The organism is Rothia sp. HMSC067H10, from assembly GCF_001810635.1.
GTDB classification, from domain to species: Bacteria; Actinomycetota; Actinomycetes; order Actinomycetales; family Micrococcaceae; genus Rothia; species Rothia dentocariosa.
Genome location: NZ_KV802284.1, coordinates 35,992 through 54,218, shown reverse-complemented (window position 1 = coordinate 54,218; position 18,227 = coordinate 35,992). Strand labels below are relative to the sequence as shown.

The following is an 18,227-nucleotide window of genomic DNA, read 5'->3' as shown; positions in this document are numbered from 1 at the left end:
AACGGTGGTTTTACTAAACAACCCCAACCCGGTGCAGTATCCCCTTGACTATAAGTGCGGTTTGGGCCTGGTACGCTATTTAACCACTCAACTAGTGTTAACTCCGGTACGGCACCCAAGAATGGGCCTCAAAACCCCCGCTACCTGTGACGGACCTTTGACGAAAAACGGGTGCCACCAGCACAGGAAAACCCGGTAACGATGCACCAACTGCCGGGTCTTAACAACCATTCAACACCTCAAACTCACCCAACGGAACTAGCTATGCTTTTATCGCTTGGAATATCAGCATTAGCTTTCAACACGTAAAGCCCCGGAAAAGTACCCTCTAATTCCAGCTGTATATGTAAGCCGGTACTGGGACGTCATGTATTCATACTCCCGTTCACCCTGTTGCGAGTTGCAGCTCGACGGATCTACTTTGGTGCAGATTATGGCATATATCACCATAGCCGCGTCGTTCTTATATCGTCTATGCAGACAGAAAATTGGGTTATGGAATAGAATGTGTGTCTGTTCTAATGTTCCTAACCTGAATTGTGGTTGGGGCTAAGCCGTATTCTGAAGCTCTTACACCGTATCCCTTACCCACTAAACCCCTGAGCAAGACGGAGGTGTAGAGCATGATTACTCGAACAGCTATAGCGGTTCTGGAGGTTTTGACGGTGCCGATACTCTGCTAGAAGCTCGCTGAGTAACACTGCTTGCGGCGTGTGTAGCCATAAAGTACTGCGAGGCTTGTCCACTAGTACTGTCCACTAGCAGGGTGCTCGTGAAGAAGAACAGCTGGATCACAACGTAGATAACTGCTAAGTGCACAGGGGGTGACTACAGGATAAAGGGATAGGCGATGTCCCAAGGCGCCCGTGATAAGGCTCGTCAAATTGTGGCTAAGCAAGTAAGATACTGTCAGCATTAGACATTGACATCGCCGATGAAACTAAGCTGAGTGTAGTAGAGTCATCGCATGCTATTATCCCCTGGAATCTTAGGGCGAAACTCGTTGGTTGAAGCTGTTCTAGTAAATATAGGGTTTATTGCTAATCTCGACATCTGACTTGGTCTGCGGTCGAGGCTATCTTAGACCTTTTCCTTGGTAGCGCAGTCTTGCAGTATGAGGGCCTTATCCGTGGAACTTATGAGCTATAAACGGGGGTCTCTGGAAAGGTATGGTTTACATACATACATGTCACCCAGAGAATAGGGGAACGAGACAACTTATAAGGTACCGAGTCTGCTTTTGCTCATACCGCCAGGTTTATCCTGAGATGCTATCCCGCAGAATAACAAGTCTTATAATGGTACGCGCGGCTTATAGCCAGCGCAGGTGACTGTGGTTGCCCCGTAAAATAAGCTGTGAGCATGAGAACGCGACACAAAGTGTAGAAAACCTGGCTATGACTGGCAGCTACCAACAACCTTCGGTAGGCTAGAACGGGTTAGCGGTAGGCGCATCCACCGCGTCGATCACAAGATAAAGGAGCAGGCAATGTCCCAGGACGCCCGCGAGAAGGCCCGCCAAATTGCGGCTAAACAATCAAAACGCGGCAATGTCGCGATGAACCGTCGATGGATACAACTTACCGTACTCGGCGTAGTCGTTGTTATTGTTTTCGTTATTGGCTTTGTTTATATCAATGGTCAGAACAATAAAGTACCCGAATCGGGTCCTGTGCCTGCGAGTTCGAATGAGTACGGCGGAATTGTGCTGACTAAGGACGGAATCGTCCAAAACTCCTCAACACGAGACACCCGTAACTATAAGGAACTAGGGGACTCTAACGCCTCCTACACCCCCTCGGTAAATGGTACCCCGCAGGCGGGCAAGAAGCTGCCACTCGGCGTTCAGTCGGCAGATGAAGCCTCTAAGAACGGCAAACCGGTGCGCGTAACGATCTTCCAGGACTACAATTGCGTGCATTGCCATGAGTTTGAGGATCAGTACGGCGAGGAACTGAAGAAACAGGTTCAAGAGGGTAATATCGAACTCGAAATCCGTAACCTGACCTTCCTTGATCAGAATTCACCCACCCAGTACTCGGCACGTACCGCTAATGCCGCATACGCCGTTGCTAACCAGGTGAGTGCAGATAAATTCTTGGACTTCCAGAAAGAACTGTTTAGTCACCAGGGAACCGGCGACCTGAACAACCAGCAGATTGCCGATATAGCATCTAAATACGGTGCAAATATCGGTTCGGATATGAACGATAACAAGTGGCGTTCTCTTGTGGATGTCGTGACCGCAGAATCCTCGAAGAACGATATTGGGGGCACCCCGACCGTTTTTGTGGACGGTGAACAATACACTAGCAATGACTTCACTGGCTTCCTGCAGGGGAAGATCGACGCCAAGAAGAATAACAATAACCCGCAGCAGTAATATAAAAGGATTTGCCCGCAAGCGCTAAGCCTGCGGGCAAATCCTTTTTCTATCGTGCTCTAGCCTCAAAGGATACTGACACAATAGTCTAAGATTCCAATGCATGATTCTGCATGAGAGGGCATCTCTGGTAAGGTTCATCGACCGTCTAACATTTTCTGAGCCGTATGAACATAGTTCGAAATCTAAAAGACTCAAAAAATATAGTAATACGGGAAAATAGCGTTTAAGTAGACACATATAAAAACAGTGAACACGATAAACTTTCATAACATCCACTTTTGAATTAGCATACCTGTGCGTTTGCTGTACACTAGAAGACGTTGCCTCCTTAGCTCAGCTGGCCAGAGCATCGGTCTTGTAAACCGAGGGTCACCGGTTCGAATCCGGTAGGGGGCTCCACGAAAGTCCTGATTCATGCGTTACGCAGCTGATGCGTTGAATCGGGACTTTCCCCTTACAGGTCGTTAGCATTATATGAGACCACACACACCGATTTACAGAGCAGCACAGGACACGCGATATTATGGCAGCAGGTCAACCCGCAATGCATCAGCAAGCGGCGCAAACCCCGACTGTATCATCACCCTCAAACTCTTACCCCCTCGAAAACTTTAATGAAACTCGGGGATTCCGCCCCGAAATTCAGGGTCTGCGTGCATTCGCAGTACTCCTGGTAGTGCTATACCATGTCTGGTTTGGTAGGGTATCCGGCGGCGTGGACGTCTTTCTATTCATCTCGGCGTTCCTGCTCTCACTCTCGAATATGCGCAAAATCAACGAGGGCAGGCCGCTTAACCTCTTCACATACTGGCTACACGTGTTCCAACGCTTGCTTCCGGTAGCGACCGTAACCATCGCGGGAACGACCATCGCATCATTTTTTATCCTATCGCCAAGCCGCTGGGCCGATATGCTCGCGGATGCGAAGGGATCCCTCTTCTATTACCAGAACTGGCATCTTGCTTTTAACTCGGTAGATTACTATGCGCAAAACGCAGCATCGAAAACCCCGTTCCAGCACTTCTGGTCGCTGTCTATTCAGGGACAGATTTTTATTCTGTGGCCTTTGCTCTTCGCGCTGGTTGCATACCTGGTGCAGCGTTTCCGCTGGAACTTGTTCACAACTGCCGTTTTAGTTTTCAATACGGTCTTTGTGGCATCTTTGACGTTTTCGATTATTGAAACCGAGACAAATCAGGGGTTCGCCTACTTCGATACCCGCACCCGTCTCTGGGAGTTTGCTGTCGGGACGCTGCTCGCCATGGTAACCCTCAAATGGAAGGCCCCTGAGAAGGCGCGCGTCATCATGGGGTGGATTGGCGTTTTTGGGCTTGTGACCTGTGGCGCCTTCCTGCCTGTGCAGCGTTCTTTTCCCGGATTCTTAGCACTGTATCCAGTAGTTTCAGGTGCTCTCGTCATTATGGCGGGCCGTACCAACAGTCGGTGGGGTGTAGACCGCTGGCTGGTCTCTAAACCTCTGCAGAGTCTCGGCAATATCTCCTACGCCCTGTACCTGGTGCACTGGCCCATCCTGATCTTGTACAGCACCGCTGTAGAGAAACCCCACGTGAACTTTCTCGAAGGCACCGCCATTATTGCGGTATCTATTGCCTTAGCTTGGGTTCTGATCCAGTTCGTGGAGAAACCGCTGCGTTACCGGAAAGACCCTTTCATTCCCTGGCTGATGAAAATACTGCGGTTTAAGAGGGTTTTCGCGGTCAAAACGTGGGCCGATCAGCTTGCCTTCCTGGCCGCAACCTTTTTACTGGCAGGAATACCTCTTGCCGGTGCGCAGGCGTGGGTGAACTACTCCAATACTCAGGCGAGTATTCAGGCAGAAACGCAGACCCAGACTGCAACCGATAATCATCTAGGTGCTCGTGCCGTAGGCACCGATCAGGCGCTCATGCACGACGACCCTATCCCCAATGGTGATTTGAAGAATCAATACGAGATGTTGAGCGACGGCAAATGCGAAGGCAATTTTGCCCTCTCTCATGACTCGCTTAAGAAGTACTGCTCTTCGCAGAAGAACGGAACAGATGATTCGCCGCTTATGATGGTCGTCGGTAACTCCCACGCGGAACAGGCAATGGCCATGTTCAAACCCGTTGCCGAGCAGTCCAAAGTTAATATGCAGTCGATCCTCTTGGGCGGATGCCAGTATCCGCAGCAGGATGCATCATCCTCGAACGAGTGCGCCGAGTTTAACCGGGACGTTACCGAAGAAATTCTGCAGCGTAAGCCGCAGACCGTGGTGATTATCGCAACCATCGCGGAGGCGCGGTCTAATGGGGAGCGCATCGACCCGGCCCTGGAGGAAACGGTCAAGAAGTTCACGGACGCTGGAATACAGGTGGTCGGTGTGCGCGATAACCCGCGGTACGACTACAACGTATACGAATGCGCACAGAAGGCAGGAGACGACCTGGAATCCTGCGCGCGCCCGGTCTCTGAGAAACTGGCTGAAAAGAACCCCGCCCAAGAGGTCTTTGATAAATACAAGGATAAGGGCGCGGTGCTGGTAGATATGACTGACCTGTACTGCCCGGAAGGAATGTGCCAACCGGTTGTCGGGAACGTCTACGTGTACATAGACGAGAACCATGTGAGCAAGGCATACGGGCGTACTATGGCGAAAACTATGCTTGAACGCGCCGCCAAGGGCGGCTGGATACCCACTGGCATGCTCTCGCTCTAAACACGTGCCAAGAATATGCGATGCCGTGTCTTCTTAGCGGAAGGCGCGGCATCGGTACGTCTGAAGCCTCGGTGAACGGCGGCCGCCGCACGTTTACTATGCAGCGATGAAGTTTCATGTGCATATTTTGCAGACATCATATAAGTATTATGATCATGCAGGGGAGAAGGAACGACGTGTGCTCGTTGAAGGTGAAGGGACTCTCTGGCTAAGGTCTTCACACGGGACATGAAAAAGCTTTCATTCATACGCAGGAAGATACACACTCTTAGGCCCGGTGCTAGTAGGTGCCGTGATCGTGGTATGCGCTGATTCTGCAGCCGCAAACCTAGTCCGGCATATAAAAGTTCTGTAGGCATTTTTATGGCGTCTTCAGTACCCTCATACTTATCTGGTTGCTCGTGCAGAACCGAAAGGAAGGTAAATCATGAAAACCGTAACTGAGCGTACTCTGCGCGTAGACAACGTGAGCCTAGGATACGGCGCACAGCCTATCGTCAAAGGCCTGAGCTTAGAATTCCCTCAGGGCAAGGTCACCGCCATTATCGGCCCCAACGGATGCGGTAAATCCACGCTTCTGCGGGGTGTTTCGCGACTCTTGCATCCCCTTGACGGCGAGTTTTTGCTCGATGGTAAGCCTACGCATCAGTACTCCATGAAGGGGTTCGCACGCATGGTCGGGCTTATGCCGCAGCATCCTATTGCGCCTGAAGGCATTACTGTTGCCGATTTGGTTTCGCGGGGGCGCTACCCCTATCAAGGGCTTTTCAAACGTAATAGCGCCGAAGATGATGAGGCGGTAGCCTGGGCCCTAGAGGCCACCGATACGATGTCGCTCGCCGAACGCCAAGTAACCGAGCTTTCCGGCGGGCAGCGCCAGCGTGTGTGGATTGCGATGGCGCTTGCGCAGGAGACCGATATTCTGCTGTTGGATGAGCCGACCACGTACCTTGACCTGGCGCATCAGGTGGAGCTGCTGGATTTACTGGCGGACCTGAACGAAGAACGCGGCACCACCATGATTATGGTGCTGCACGAGCTGAATCTCGCCGCTCGCGTTGCAGACTATCTGATCGCCATGAAGGACGGGCAAATTGTCAGTCGCGGATCTGCTCACGAGGTGCTGACCTCCAGAAATCTTAACGATATTTTTGGGCTCAAAGCCAAGGTTGCTGATCCGTTTAGTGACGGGAGCGTGGTGGTGGTGCCGCATCATCGGTATGCGCACGCTTCGCAGAAGATACTGGACGACGTGAACCCGTGAAATAAGACTTATGAAAGCAGGAGCGAGAAACCCGAACAAAACGCGGTTACGGTATGTTTGAGTTTGCTGCACGGATTGGTTTGCCCTGCCTGAAACCGCACGCAGCTGGATGTCTGCGGTCGATACCTAAGACAGACATATTATTCATGGGATACTGGCGGGTAGATAAAACCAAAAGTTAGGAAGTACCTACCATGCTCAAACTCGATAAAAATGCCAGATTGCACGGCGAACCTGTGCGTTATGTGGCGATGGGCGACTCGTTTACCGAAGGCGTGGGTGATGTCGATACCGACCGCCCCAACCAGGTGCGTGGCTGGGCAGATCGCGTTGCGGAAGCTATCGGCTCAGTCGATGCTCAGGCGCAGTACGCTAACCTGGCGATCCGCGGGCTTTTGATGCACCAGATTGTCGATCAGCAACTAGAGGCAGCCTTAGAACTGAGACCGAACCTCGTTAGCTTCTACGGCGGCGGCAACGATATTATTAGCCTAAACGTGAATATAGATGAGATTATCTCGCATGCAGAGCGAGCCTTTGCGGCTCTGCGCGCGGAAGGAATCGAGGTTCTGACGATTACGGGCCTAGACGTGAAGGGAGAGGGACCCTTTGCTCGGACCCGCCCGCGTACCGCCCTGTATAACGAGCTTCTACGCACGGTGGCGGATAAATACGGTGTGCACATTATCGATTACTGGCGTATGGACGATTTTCTGGATTGGCGGCTGTGGGCTGACGACCGCCTGCATATGAATGAGTTGGGGCATCAGCGCTTTGCATACCATGTGCTGACGCAGTTTGGGCTGGGGCATCTGGCGCAGGACGTGAACCTTATCGCCGGTGAAGAAGAGCCTCTGCCGCTGCGTGAGAGAGTTGCCGAGAGTGCGTATTGGGTAAGAACGCATGCTCTGCCTTGGATGGGTCGGCAGTTGACTGGGCGCAGTTTGGGGGATGGACTAAGCGCGAGGTACCCGAATTTGGTTCCTGCCGCTGGCCTTGGTGAGCCGGTAGAACTCGAAGAATAATCTGCCGTATGCCGTAAAATACGGGTCTGTACGAGTTAAGATGTTAATCTCACATTTAAAATTTCACTGATGTAATTAGATGTTTGTCACATGGATATCGACAAGGGACGAAAATTCCGTCATGAACTACCTTAAACTCCCTTGTGACTTGAGGAAACAGCGAGAACTGGTAGAATAAGCGGGTAACTCTATCGTGACCTTTCGGCGTGCCCGGAAGAAGTCTGTATCAAATGGTTACCCCTCAAAATCCAAAAAATCCTTGGTTTTTAAGGGGATTTTCTGGCGTGCAGGCTTGCGTGAGTTGCTGGATTTACCTAGAATTTAACGCTGTTCGTAGTGGTGGAAACGCCTCTCGACACTAAATTATGCTTCACCGTTTTTCCCGCGGCGGGGATTGACATCTGGATCTCACCCAGATGCCGGTCTCAAACACTCTAGCCCGGAGAATAACCCGGTGCTTCTACATTGGTGACGGGACGTACGAGTAACATCGACTGCGCATCCGTCAGAAAAGTCAATCAATAAGGAGTGAAACATGGCAGCAGTCTGCCAGGTGACCGGAGCTGTTCCCGGCTTTGGACACAGCATTTCGCACTCGCATCGTCGCAATAAGCGTCGATTCGATCCGAACGTTCAGAAGAAGACCTATTGGGTTCCTTCGCTTCGCCGTAAGGTGACCCTGAACGTGTCCGCTAAGGGCATTAAGGTTATCGATGCTCGTGGCATTGATGCCGTGGTCGCAGAAATCATCGCACGCGGGGAGAAGATCTAGTACATGGCATCCAAGGCTAAGGACCTGCGTCCTATTATCAAACTCAAGTCCACTGCAGGCACCGGGTACACCTATGTAACCCGTAAGAATCGCCGCAATAATCCTGACCGTATGGTGCTAAAGAAGTACGATCCCGTGGTTCGCAAGCACGTTGACTTCCGAGAGGAGCGCTAAGAATGGCTAAGAAGTCAAAGATCGCTCGTAACGAGCAGCGCAAGGTCATCGTAGCTCGCTACGACGAGAAGCGTCGAGAACTGAAGAAGACGCTGGTGAACGAGAACGCTACCCCCGAGGAGCGCGAAGCAGCACGTGTAGCTTTGCAGAAGCTACCCCGCAACGCATCTCCCGTCCGCGTTCGCAACCGTGACCAGATCGACGGTCGTCCGCGCGGTACCTTCCAGAAGTTTGGTATCTCCCGCGTACGCTTCCGCGAGATGGCACACCGTGGCGAATTGCCCGGTATTACTAAGTCAAGCTGGTAATTTCTGGTATTTTGTACCTAGGCGAGTTATTTTTCCTCGTGAAAAGCAGCTCGACTTAGTCTGAAAAAGATAAGTCTCAGGAAGGGGCACCCCAAATGGCTAAGAACCGTACCGAACTTGTTGCAGAGGTAGCAGAGAAGTCTGGCAAGAGCCAGGCAACCGTGAACGCAGTGCTCGACGCAGTGTTCCAGGCTTTCGAGACCTCCGTCTCTAAGGGCGAGAAGATCACCATCCCCGGCTGGTTGGCTATCGAGCGTACCGACCGTGCAGCTCGTACCGGTCGCAACCCGCAGACCGGTGAAACCATCCAGATTCCCGCTGGTCACGGTGTGAAGCTGACCGCAGGCTCCAAGCTGAAGGCGGCAGTCGCTACCAAGAAGAAGGCCACCAAGGCCACCTCCAAGAAGAAGAAGTAACTTCTTGAGACTTCTAGGACCTGATAGGGGCTCCCACCACACGGTGGGAGCCCCTATGTTTATGGTTTGTTTTCTCTATCTGAGAGCTTCTGCCTCGTGATAACGCCCGATACCAAACTCCGTTTGAAAAGGTTGTCAGGACGGGATAAACTACCGGGGACGGAATCTTATTCTTCTAAGAACTTCACATTGAACATACGCATCGCAACATTACGCTGTAATACCTTTCGCCCCAAGAAAAGCGGGTAACACCTTGTCACCTAAAAGTCTCAATCAGGTTAGCTAAAATAGTAGTAAGTAATGTTGCAGCCTGAAAATATATCCTGTTATGACACAGAAACACTCAGAAAGACATACCGTGACCATCGTACCGAGAAAGTATAGCGCTCTTCCGTTAGCCCTTGCAGGGCTTGGTCTGTTGAGCGCGTGTGCATCCTCCGAACCTCAGGATCCGGTGACTCCCGCCGTGGTGACAGTGACTGCATCCCCCTCAACACATGGTACGGCTGCGGAACCTTCACCTTCGGCAACCTCTAACCCCTCGTCAGATCCCTCTCATGCCCCCGACGCGCCCCAGGGTAATGGGGGAGGAGGAAATACCGCTGGCGGCTCGGTGAATGGTGATACTAATCAGAATCAGCCCGGAACCGGCGGGAACAATACGCCCGCGCAACGTAACAATGGTGGATCTCCAACCGAACCCAAGGTGAATGTGAATGGTTCCTGGACCCACACGAACTCCGAAGGCGATAAAATCACCGTTGAGACGAGCGGCGCGTGGGAAGTTATTAAGAGCGACGGCGAGGTCATTAGAGTGAGCGTAAGCGGCGCATGGATCCAGACCGACCATGACGGCGAGGTTATTACGGTTAACGCCGACGGCTCGTGGTCAGTCTCCGAGAACGGCATTGTTGAGGATGAAGAAGACCGGCCTGAAATCCCTGCAATTCCTGGAAAACCCAATAATCCGGAGGCGGCAACTCCGGTAGCTCCTGCAGTCCCGCGTTAAGACGCGGTTCTGTGCGGAAAACTGATATACACAATATATAACTATGAACGATATAAATATATAAGTATCATTAAATACTTTATATGTAAACTTTATAAGTATTTCACCCTGTTCTCAAAATATCTATAAATCAAACGGTCCTTGCACAAAGATCTCTGCGGTCGGCTGCCCGGGTGATACTCTACTAAGCTGAGCTTTCTTGTGTTTTGGCATTTCTTGTCGTTGAGCGTATGCCTCTTGATGCGCGAATGAAGTTTTACCTTGTGGGGCAGGGGTTTGTGCGTCGGGAGGATCAAGATCTTCACATAGAAATCTCGTAAGCGTAAAGAAAATGTATATAAAAATGCTGATTAAGTTTAATCCGTAGTTTCACGTCCGAGATTTTGAAGTGTTTCCTGAGATATTCTTGAGGGTACCCGCAGAAATTAACGTGATATTTTTCAAGAAACGTGTTAATGGATAGCTTCAAGAAGCGGAACACCTTTAGAATAGATGTATCCCTTCTTCCGGAAGGACTAGTTATCCCGCAACGATGCTCTTCAGTGTGAATTGCTATAACACCATGTTTTTCGGTGCTGTGGTGCGCTCATGCTGAACGTCTGGGTGGTCGCAACGGGACGTCATCACCGGTTTATAGAAAGAAATGCAATGAGCATGAAGAGAACCTACGCCGTTGTATCGGTGGCTGTGGCGAGTATTCTTGCCCTGAGCGCCTGCGGCTCCTCAAATGAGGCGTCTTCCTCCGTAACATTATCGCCCAACAGCAGCTCCTCAAGCTCAAAATCTTCCCCCACGAAATCTAAGTCTCCAAGTCCCAGTTCCTCGGCGAGTTCATCCCCTTCCGCGACGGCGACTGAAACCGCAACCCCCGAACCTGCGGATGCTACTCCCTCTTCAACCGCCGAGAGTAATACTACAGGTGAAGCCGTGAATGCTCCCACGCTCACGGATGCGGCAACAGCCCCCGAATCTCCGGCTGCTAATTCTCCTGAGGAAAGCGCAGCAGCTGGTGGTGTAGATGCGAATAAGGATGTCGATGAAGCGGCGAAGCCGGCTGACGGCTCTGCTGGAAGTAACTCTGGGCAGCAGGGAAATTCTGGAGGTCAGGGAGGAGCAGGATCCGTAAATAAGAATGGCGGTTCGCAAGGATCTACCGGCAACAAGGGAAATGGCGGTGCTTCTAGTATCAAGGTGAACCGCGATGGTTCGTGGTCTCAGACTGCTGCGGATGGAAGCACTATCAAAGTTGATTCTGATGGCTCGTGGAAACGCAAGAATGCCGATGGAACCCGAATTCGTGTGTACGACGACGGATCGTGGGTGCAAAAGTATCCGAATGGAAGCGAATTCGGCGTCACCGATAACGGCGAATGGTACTCCTCTAATGGATGGCGAATCTCGTCCTACACGCCCCCAGCGCCCACGTATCCTGGACGGGGGACGGCTCGTCCAGCACAGCCTAAGCGCGCTGTTTGGCAGGGGCGCGGGTAATAAAAACGGCTGACTTCCTGCCCTGAGATGGGAAAACACGTGAAAACTGCAAAAATTATAGCGAGTCTTGCTCTGGCATTTGCTTCTGCTCTGACGCTAAGCGCTTGCGTTGCTCATAGCTCCAGCGGTTCGGCCGCCTCTCCATCGGTGTCGAAAACCCCTAAGTCTTTTCCGTCCGTAACGGTACGCAGTATGGAGGAACAAACCACACAGGTTTCCTCGGATGGTTCATGGTCTTATGTATCCAATGATGGTTTGCAGGTGAAAGTCAATGCTGACGGTTCTTGGACTAAAACCGGGATTATGGGCGAGGAAACTGCGGTGTCGGCAGATGGGTCATGGACCCATAAGGCTCGAATCGAGATTGCAGAGCAGGGAACAGTGCAAGGCTCCCAGGCTAAGGTGCAGGCGGATGGTGGCTACACGACTGTGAAGAAGGGTGGACAGCCCGGAACCGCGAAACCCAGGGTTCCTCAGATACCTGAAAAACCTGCAAACCCTCAGGCGGTAACGCCTAAGACCCCGGTTGAGCCCTCGTATGCTCTGCAATAGTTTGTGACTGCGACCTCTGTCGTGAGGACTTTCAGGAACCGAAGCGCCGCATCCACAAGGCTAGGATGCGATGCTTCGGCTTTTCATCTGCCTGCGATAAGAGCTTGTGGTACGGGGGTATACCCCACCCCTTTACTTCTGCGGGAATTTGGGGGCCTGAAATAGGCATAAAAAACCTTAAGATAATTTTTAAGTTTCTTAGGTTAAACACAGGTTTACATAGGCTCAACATAGCTAGAACCAGTAGAATAAAGGTATTCCCGGTAGGGTATAGCTCCTGTAATTTCAGTCTTGTGACGCGAAATTTTTGGGTACTGAACAGTAATTCATCATCAGAAAGACTACGCACATGATCACCAAGAAAACTTCCGCCCTTCTTTCTCTAGCTGTAGCAGGCGTTGTAGCCCTCAGCGCATGCGGTGCCAATAACTCCAATAACGCTTCGAACTCTTCATCGGCATCCGCCTCTGCATCTGAGACTCCCAAGGTCTCCGCCTCCGATGGTTCGGTCACTGTGAATAATGGTGATACCACGGTATCTGCCGGTGGTAACGGTGGAATCCAGCCTGATAGCGGTTCAGGGTCGAGTGCATCCGCATCCGCTGGCAATAGGGGCGGCGGGGCCGGTTCGCATACTGTTGTATCTGATGGGTCGTGGACTTACACTGAAGCTGATGGTGATAGTGTCGTTGTGGCTTCCGACGGCTCATGGGTTCGCACCGAGACTGATGGCGATATTACCACTGTGAGTTCCGATGGCTCATGGACTGTTAAAGATGGTGGTGATGTGACAGCTGTAGACGCTGATGGCAGCTACACCGTTCAGGAGGATGGCAAGTCGTCCACTAAGAAGCCAAGCCTTCCGGATCTGCCCAATAAGCCAAGCGACTCTAAAGCTGTAACTCCTAAGTCCCCGGTTCAGCCAACCACTGCCGGCTAGATTATCCTATGTAAAGAGCCGATATGCCGTGCGTTGCCTCTGACGCGCTACGGTAACTACTGGTCTAGAAGGCTCCACCCGGACGTAGCATCACGGTATACGGCGCGATAATTCAAGCGGTGCGCATCCTTACGATAAGGATGCGCACCGCTTTGGTGTGTGGATAAAGGGCGGCAAAATAAAAACCCCGAAACCATAAGAGACGCTTGTATAAGTGCAAGGTATGCTCTAAGTTTTCTGAGGTCTAAGAGAAGGGTAAATATTTTAAAATATTAATTAATTTTAATAACACAAGAAAATACAGTTAATTGTTTAGGTTAGAAATGAGTATGCATTAAAGGGTCTATTTATTGCTCTTAGCATAAAAAGAGCCACAGGGAGGGGAAAATTCCTGAAAAATACCGTCAGTGTGTGAGAGAGTTGAAAACCAGTCAATAATCACCGGCAGAAAGGATAGGCGTATGATCGCCAAGAAGACTTCCGCTTTTGTATCCCTGGCTGTTGCGGGCATGGTGGCGCTGAGCGCCTGTGGCTCGGACAATTCTAACGGCTCCTCCTCAAGCTCTTCCGCAGGAAGCGGGGCGTCCGATTCTGCATCGGCAAACTCTTCAGCTTCCGCTTCCGGCGGCTCAGACTCCTCGAACGCTAGCGGTGGTGCCAGCGGCGATGCTTCGGCAAACTCCAGTGCCGGTTCTGACGCTAGCGGCGGTGCAGACTCAGAGAAGGGGTCTGGTAGCGGATCTAGCGACGGCATGGGATCGGATAATAAGTCTGGTTCAGATTCTGGCTCACAATCAGGCAGCGAGGGCGGCTCCGGTGGAGGCTCAGGTGCTGAAGGTGGTGGCGGCGCTCAGGGTGGCGCACAATCGGGCAGCGGTGACGGATCAGGCGGCGGAGCGAACGGTTCTGGCGCTGAGGGTAGCGGCGGTGCCCAGGGCGGCACCGCTCCTAACTCTGGAGGCGGTGCTGCCGGTGCTGACAGTAGCGGCGCACAGGGTGGTGGCGCCAATGGCGCTCCCGGATCTGAGGGATACGTTCTGGTCTCGGAAGACGGCTCTTGGACTGCTACTGAACCCGACGGCGATACGGTCACGGTCTACTACGATGGCTCTTGGACTAGGACCGACGCTTCCGATGGTCATACCGATCTGGTGGGCATCGATGGCTCCTGGGTTAAGAACGAAGGCAATACAGTGACGGCTGTGCAGTACAACGGCGCCTACAACGTGATGGTTAACGGTCAGGCTACGTCCGAAAAACCCACCGACCTGCCGGATCTTCCCGTGGTTCCCAATACTCCGGGAGCGGCAACTCCTAAGACACCTCTCAATCCGACCACTGCGGGCTAGCACCTGCAGATGGCCGTGAAGCGGCTGTGTAATCTGGCGCGCATCCTTAGTGTTTGAGGATGCGCGCCTTATTTCAGCTAAAAACACAGAAGATATAAATATGATGGAGGAATTTAACCGTTGGATATGCAATTAAACTACATAATTTTATGCATACCATTTCGAAAATATTTATGGAAATGCAATGTATTTACGGCTCATAGCATAAAAACGTTCCGCACCTGGGATAAATCCCTGAAAAATACTTTAGGTGTGTGAGAGGGTGGGGTTTGAACCAAAAATTACCGGCAGAAAGGATAGGCGTATGATCGCCAAGAAGACTTCTGTTTTTGTGTCCCTGGCTGTTGCTGGCGTGGTGGCGCTGAGCGCATGTGGCTCTGGCAGCTCTGGTGGTGACTCCTCCTCAAGCTCATCCTCAGCATCTACATCATCAAGTTCATCAGCCTCACAGGGATCCGTGACCACGGACAACGGCGGCACATCAGACGACTCCGGTTCAGGCGGTGGCGCTGGCGGCGGCTCAGGCGCAGAAAATAATTCTGGCGGCGGCTCACAAATGGAGAACGGCGGCGGATCCGGCGGCACTGGTTCAGACCCTTCAGCGGGCGGCAACATGCAGACCGGTGAGAGCGGTACCGGTGGCCACATGCAGACGAAGCCCGGCAGTGAAGGTGGAGCCCGTATGGATAACCCGCCGGAGGAACAGGGTCAGCAGCAGCAACAGCAAGAACAACAGCAGCCTCAGCAACAGCAAAAGCAGTAACCTGAGGCATTCGCCCCTCTGAGGCGGTATGCTGCCGCCGAAACAGGCGAGTTTCGGCGTATCTGTGCATATGGCGCGCATCCTTGAACGTGAGGATGCGCGCCATTGCGGCGTTCAAAACGTTAACCAGCCGAACATGTCACATCTTCGCCGTGAAATACCTGGTCAGCTGACAAACCGGTAGAATGTGGGATATTGACAGGTTGCGGGTACGCCCGCATATGACGACTACGAGCGAGGGGGCGGAATATGCACACACGCGCAAAGACGCGCCCTCATACCCGCCTTCTCGCCGTCAAAGACTGCGCCGAGCGGAAATCATCACCGCGTGAGGTACAGTCAGCAACCGCTACAAGGCGAGGTGCCCGTGTGATGCGTGCCTGGCTTATCTCGGCATCTGCGGTTCTGCTGGGCTCGGCAGGGCATACTCTCGCCGGAGGCGGTGCCGCGCATCCGATGATTCTTGCGCTTTGCACCGCGTTAGGGGCGCTCGCCGCTCTGGGACTTCTAGCGCTTCTCGAACGTATAACGCGCTCACGGCAGCGAGCCATCTACCTGGGCACCGCAGCAGGCGCCATCACGGTGCAAACCCTGCTCCACGGTGTTTTCAACCTATCCCACGGATCCGCTCAGGCGGCGCATCGTGTGGCGGCACTGCAAGGAAACCACGCGCACGGTCATGCACATGCGCCCGGAACACCCCTTGCCCTTGAACACGGGAATGGGTTCAATCACGCCGTCGCCCAGCATGCTACCGGCACTATGATCGGGGCGCACGCTCTTGCGGCCCTGCTAAGCCTTATACTTTTGCACCGTGGTGAACGCGCTCTCGCACAGGCATTGTGGGCTTTACACTGTTATCTGAATACACGTTTGCAGTCCGCTCTGCGCGTTCCGGTGCTGGCACCGCTTCCTGTCTTTCCCCGTATATACGGACGTTTTGTCATATCCGTTTATCTTCGTCGGCTGATGCTAGCGTTCTCCCGCGTGGAGCGAGGACCGCCTGCAGTCTTGGGAAACCCCGCGTAACCCCAACCATCGCCCGTGCTACGAGTCTGCCCACCGGCTGGCTCGCGTGAGTGTTATACACCTTCCTCGACTAAAACCGAGCGTGAAAGCGCATGTGGCATGGGCATTCGATGCAGATAAAGGATTTACACATATGCGCACCATGATGCGTACCCTGGCAGCGGTTTTGCTCGCCAGCCTGATGCTTTTCGGCGGTGCCGCAGCGCAGGCGCATGACGAACTGGTTTCTTCCGACCCCGCCGCGAACGCAACTTTGACGCAGGCACCTGCCGAGCTGAACCTGACCTACAGCGCGAACCTCATGAATATTGAGGGCGGAAACCGTGTGCGCGTGGTCGATTCGACCGGCGCATCCGTAGCTGAAGGCGAGCCACAGGTGAAGGGAACGACCGTCACCCAGCCGCTCAAGATCAAGGATGCGAGCGCCGACGAGACCTATACCGTCACCTGGCGCGTAGTCTCCTCGGACGGGCACCCTATTCAGGGGACCTATACGTTCAGCGTTGGCGCTGGTAAAGCCGCAGCACCCTCGCAGGATGCGGGCACCGGCGAATCTTCGCAGGTCGCAGCTGATACCCAGAACTCCACTAAGTCAGATTCCGATTCCGGGGTGAATTGGTGGCTGATCGGCGGCGGTGTAGGTTTCTTCGTCGTGCTGGCTGTGGGGATTCTCGCCCTGCTCAAAAAACGTTCCGCATAATGCCTTGTACATTCGTGACGTTACTGGGTAGCTTCCGGACGTCACACCCATTGGCAGGCGTTGCATCGGGATCTTCCAGCAGACCGCGGCACACACGAATAAAAGTCGCAGAATAATCGAACGCCGCGAACTGTCGCATGTGCCTGCCGAAGAATTATTCGCACACACAGGCGGGTTTTACCGCCAGAAAAGAGTAAAAGATCATGAAAAAATTTCAGGCTCACCACAAGCTGATGGCTTTGAGCTCCGTAGCTCTCGCCGGGATTCTTACCCTGAACGCTTGTGGCTCTACCAACACGAACTCTGATTCGAGCGCATCCGCAACGAGCTCTTCCAGCGCAGCGGCAAGCGGTTCGGCACAGTCGTCTTCAGGCCCGCTCAAGATTGAGAACACCTGGGCTAAGGCAACCGACGGCGGTATGACCGGCGTTTTCGGCAAGATTACCAATACCAGCGATCACGATGTGAAGGTCGTCTCGGCAACCTCGACTGCGACCGATGAAGTGCAGCTGCACACCACGGTTAAGGACTCTAACGGAAGCACCAAGATGCAGCAGGTGCAGGAATTTACGGTGAAAGCGGGGGAGACCCTGGAGCTGAAGCCCGGAGGCAACCACATTATGCTGATGGGTCTGAACTGCTCGCTCTCAGCGGGCGCCAGCACCACGGTAACCCTTAAGACTGAGGACGGCGCAACCCTGGAGTTCAAGCCTGAGGCACGCGACTACTCTGGCGCTAAGGAAGAATATCAGGGCGATGCGCAGTCCACCGGCTCAGCTTCGGCGGGCGCATCCGCATCAGCTTCGGGTGACTCCCATGAAGGTCACGAGCATAGTCACGGGGATGGTGAACACTCCGATCATGAGCATAATCATGGGGATGGCGAGCACTCCGATCATGAACATGGTACGCACGAACACGGTGAGCACAGCGACCACGACCATATGAGCGGCGAAGCCTCGGGGAGTGCATCCGCAAAACCGCAGTGTAAGTAGCCGCAGCGCTCGGCAACGGGTGTTTTAACACATCCACCGAGCCTATGCAGGATGCGCGGCGTACGAAACCGCAACATTTGGGGGACTGGCACCGTGCATCCTGCCTCACTCAACTGAAGCGCCGATAGCGCGCATGAGAGATAGCCGCAGGCATAGAGGAATGAAAGATTATGACGGCGGAGAATGACAAGATGGGTACCCCGCAGCCTCCGCATGAGCCTTCTTCGACGGAGGCCAACGAGCCGCAGGAGGGTACCGCCGGGATCTCTGAAGGATCGGCAGCTGCGGACTCTTCACGGCATCAAGGCGCCCGGTCTGTGGAATCTCCCGGGGTGCGTCGCCGTACAGCGCTC

General features: G+C 53.2%; 18 protein-coding genes and 1 tRNA gene. All 19 read left to right on the top strand.

Features of this window, described 5'->3' with window-relative positions:
• The first annotated feature begins 1,489 nt into the window (after positions 1-1,489).
• The 19 genes from HMPREF2756_RS02445 (at position 1,490) to HMPREF2756_RS02350 (ending at position 17,874) form a co-directional block, all read left to right on the top strand.
• Positions 1,490-2,383 (top strand): DsbA family protein, encoded by an 894-nt coding sequence (locus tag HMPREF2756_RS02445; protein WP_004005962.1) that lies wholly within the window; start codon positions 1,490-1,492, stop codon positions 2,381-2,383.
• A 325-nt stretch (positions 2,384-2,708) separates the two neighbouring features.
• Positions 2,709-2,785: transfer RNA gene (locus HMPREF2756_RS02440), tRNA-Thr, on the top strand.
• A 145-nt stretch (positions 2,786-2,930) separates the two neighbouring features.
• On the top strand, positions 2,931-5,087 hold the full coding sequence (locus HMPREF2756_RS02435) for an acyltransferase family protein (RefSeq protein ID WP_070617949.1): 2,157 nt from the start codon (positions 2,931-2,933) through the stop codon (positions 5,085-5,087).
• A gap of 427 nt (positions 5,088-5,514) precedes the next feature.
• Entirely contained in the window at positions 5,515-6,351 is an 837-nt protein-coding gene (locus HMPREF2756_RS02430) for an ABC transporter ATP-binding protein (protein WP_070617923.1), read from the top strand.
• Between the two features lie 194 nt (positions 6,352-6,545).
• Positions 6,546-7,376, top strand: a complete 831-nt coding sequence (locus HMPREF2756_RS02425; protein ID WP_070617920.1) for an SGNH/GDSL hydrolase family protein — start codon at positions 6,546-6,548, stop codon at positions 7,374-7,376.
• Positions 7,377-7,911: 535 nt separating this feature from the next.
• Positions 7,912-8,148 carry a 50S ribosomal protein L28 gene (gene rpmB / locus HMPREF2756_RS02420; RefSeq protein WP_004005966.1) on the top strand — a complete coding sequence of 79 codons (237 nt, stop codon included), beginning with the start codon at positions 7,912-7,914 and terminating at the stop codon, positions 8,146-8,148.
• Positions 8,149-8,151: 3 nt separating this feature from the next.
• Positions 8,152-8,322: a 50S ribosomal protein L33 gene (gene rpmG / locus HMPREF2756_RS02415; RefSeq protein WP_004005967.1), complete on the top strand. Its 171-nt coding sequence runs from the start codon at positions 8,152-8,154 to the stop codon at positions 8,320-8,322.
• Positions 8,323-8,324: 2 nt separating this feature from the next.
• On the top strand, positions 8,325-8,630 hold the full coding sequence (gene rpsN / locus HMPREF2756_RS02410) for a 30S ribosomal protein S14 (RefSeq protein ID WP_004005968.1): 306 nt from the start codon (positions 8,325-8,327) through the stop codon (positions 8,628-8,630).
• Between the two features lie 95 nt (positions 8,631-8,725).
• Positions 8,726-9,046 carry an HU family DNA-binding protein gene (locus HMPREF2756_RS02405; RefSeq protein ID WP_004005969.1) on the top strand — a complete coding sequence of 107 codons (321 nt, stop codon included), beginning with the start codon at positions 8,726-8,728 and terminating at the stop codon, positions 9,044-9,046.
• Positions 9,047-9,404: 358 nt separating this feature from the next.
• Complete coding sequence (locus tag HMPREF2756_RS02400) at positions 9,405-10,055, top strand: hypothetical protein (protein ID WP_070617917.1); 651 nt, start codon at positions 9,405-9,407, stop codon at positions 10,053-10,055.
• A 648-nt stretch (positions 10,056-10,703) separates the two neighbouring features.
• Positions 10,704-11,546 carry a hypothetical protein gene (locus HMPREF2756_RS02390; protein ID WP_070553607.1) on the top strand — a complete coding sequence of 281 codons (843 nt, stop codon included), beginning with the start codon at positions 10,704-10,706 and terminating at the stop codon, positions 11,544-11,546.
• Positions 11,547-11,585: 39 nt separating this feature from the next.
• The gene (locus HMPREF2756_RS02385) at positions 11,586-12,098 is read left to right on the top strand and encodes a cell surface protein (RefSeq protein ID WP_070617910.1); all 513 of its coding nucleotides are present in this window, start codon (positions 11,586-11,588) and stop codon (positions 12,096-12,098) included.
• 349 nt (positions 12,099-12,447) lie between these two features.
• Positions 12,448-13,038, top strand: a complete 591-nt coding sequence (locus HMPREF2756_RS02375; RefSeq protein ID WP_070617903.1) for a hypothetical protein — start codon at positions 12,448-12,450, stop codon at positions 13,036-13,038.
• A gap of 461 nt (positions 13,039-13,499) precedes the next feature.
• Positions 13,500-14,387, top strand: coding sequence for a hypothetical protein (locus HMPREF2756_RS11240; protein WP_070617900.1), 888 nt, complete (start codon positions 13,500-13,502; stop codon positions 14,385-14,387).
• Between the two features lie 304 nt (positions 14,388-14,691).
• Positions 14,692-15,150 carry a hypothetical protein gene (locus HMPREF2756_RS02365; protein WP_070617897.1) on the top strand — a complete coding sequence of 153 codons (459 nt, stop codon included), beginning with the start codon at positions 14,692-14,694 and terminating at the stop codon, positions 15,148-15,150.
• Between the two features lie 28 nt (positions 15,151-15,178).
• Complete coding sequence (locus HMPREF2756_RS11235; RefSeq protein ID WP_004005976.1) at positions 15,179-15,334, top strand: hypothetical protein; 156 nt, start codon at positions 15,179-15,181, stop codon at positions 15,332-15,334.
• A 65-nt stretch (positions 15,335-15,399) separates the two neighbouring features.
• Positions 15,400-16,179 carry a hypothetical protein gene (locus HMPREF2756_RS02360; protein ID WP_070617894.1) on the top strand — a complete coding sequence of 260 codons (780 nt, stop codon included), beginning with the start codon at positions 15,400-15,402 and terminating at the stop codon, positions 16,177-16,179.
• Between the two features lie 94 nt (positions 16,180-16,273).
• Positions 16,274-16,879, top strand: a complete 606-nt coding sequence (locus HMPREF2756_RS02355) for a copper resistance CopC family protein (RefSeq protein ID WP_246825806.1) — start codon at positions 16,274-16,276, stop codon at positions 16,877-16,879.
• 203 nt (positions 16,880-17,082) lie between these two features.
• Entirely contained in the window at positions 17,083-17,874 is a 792-nt protein-coding gene (locus tag HMPREF2756_RS02350) for a copper chaperone PCu(A)C (protein WP_070617888.1), read from the top strand.
• Positions 17,875-18,227 lie beyond the last annotated feature (353 nt).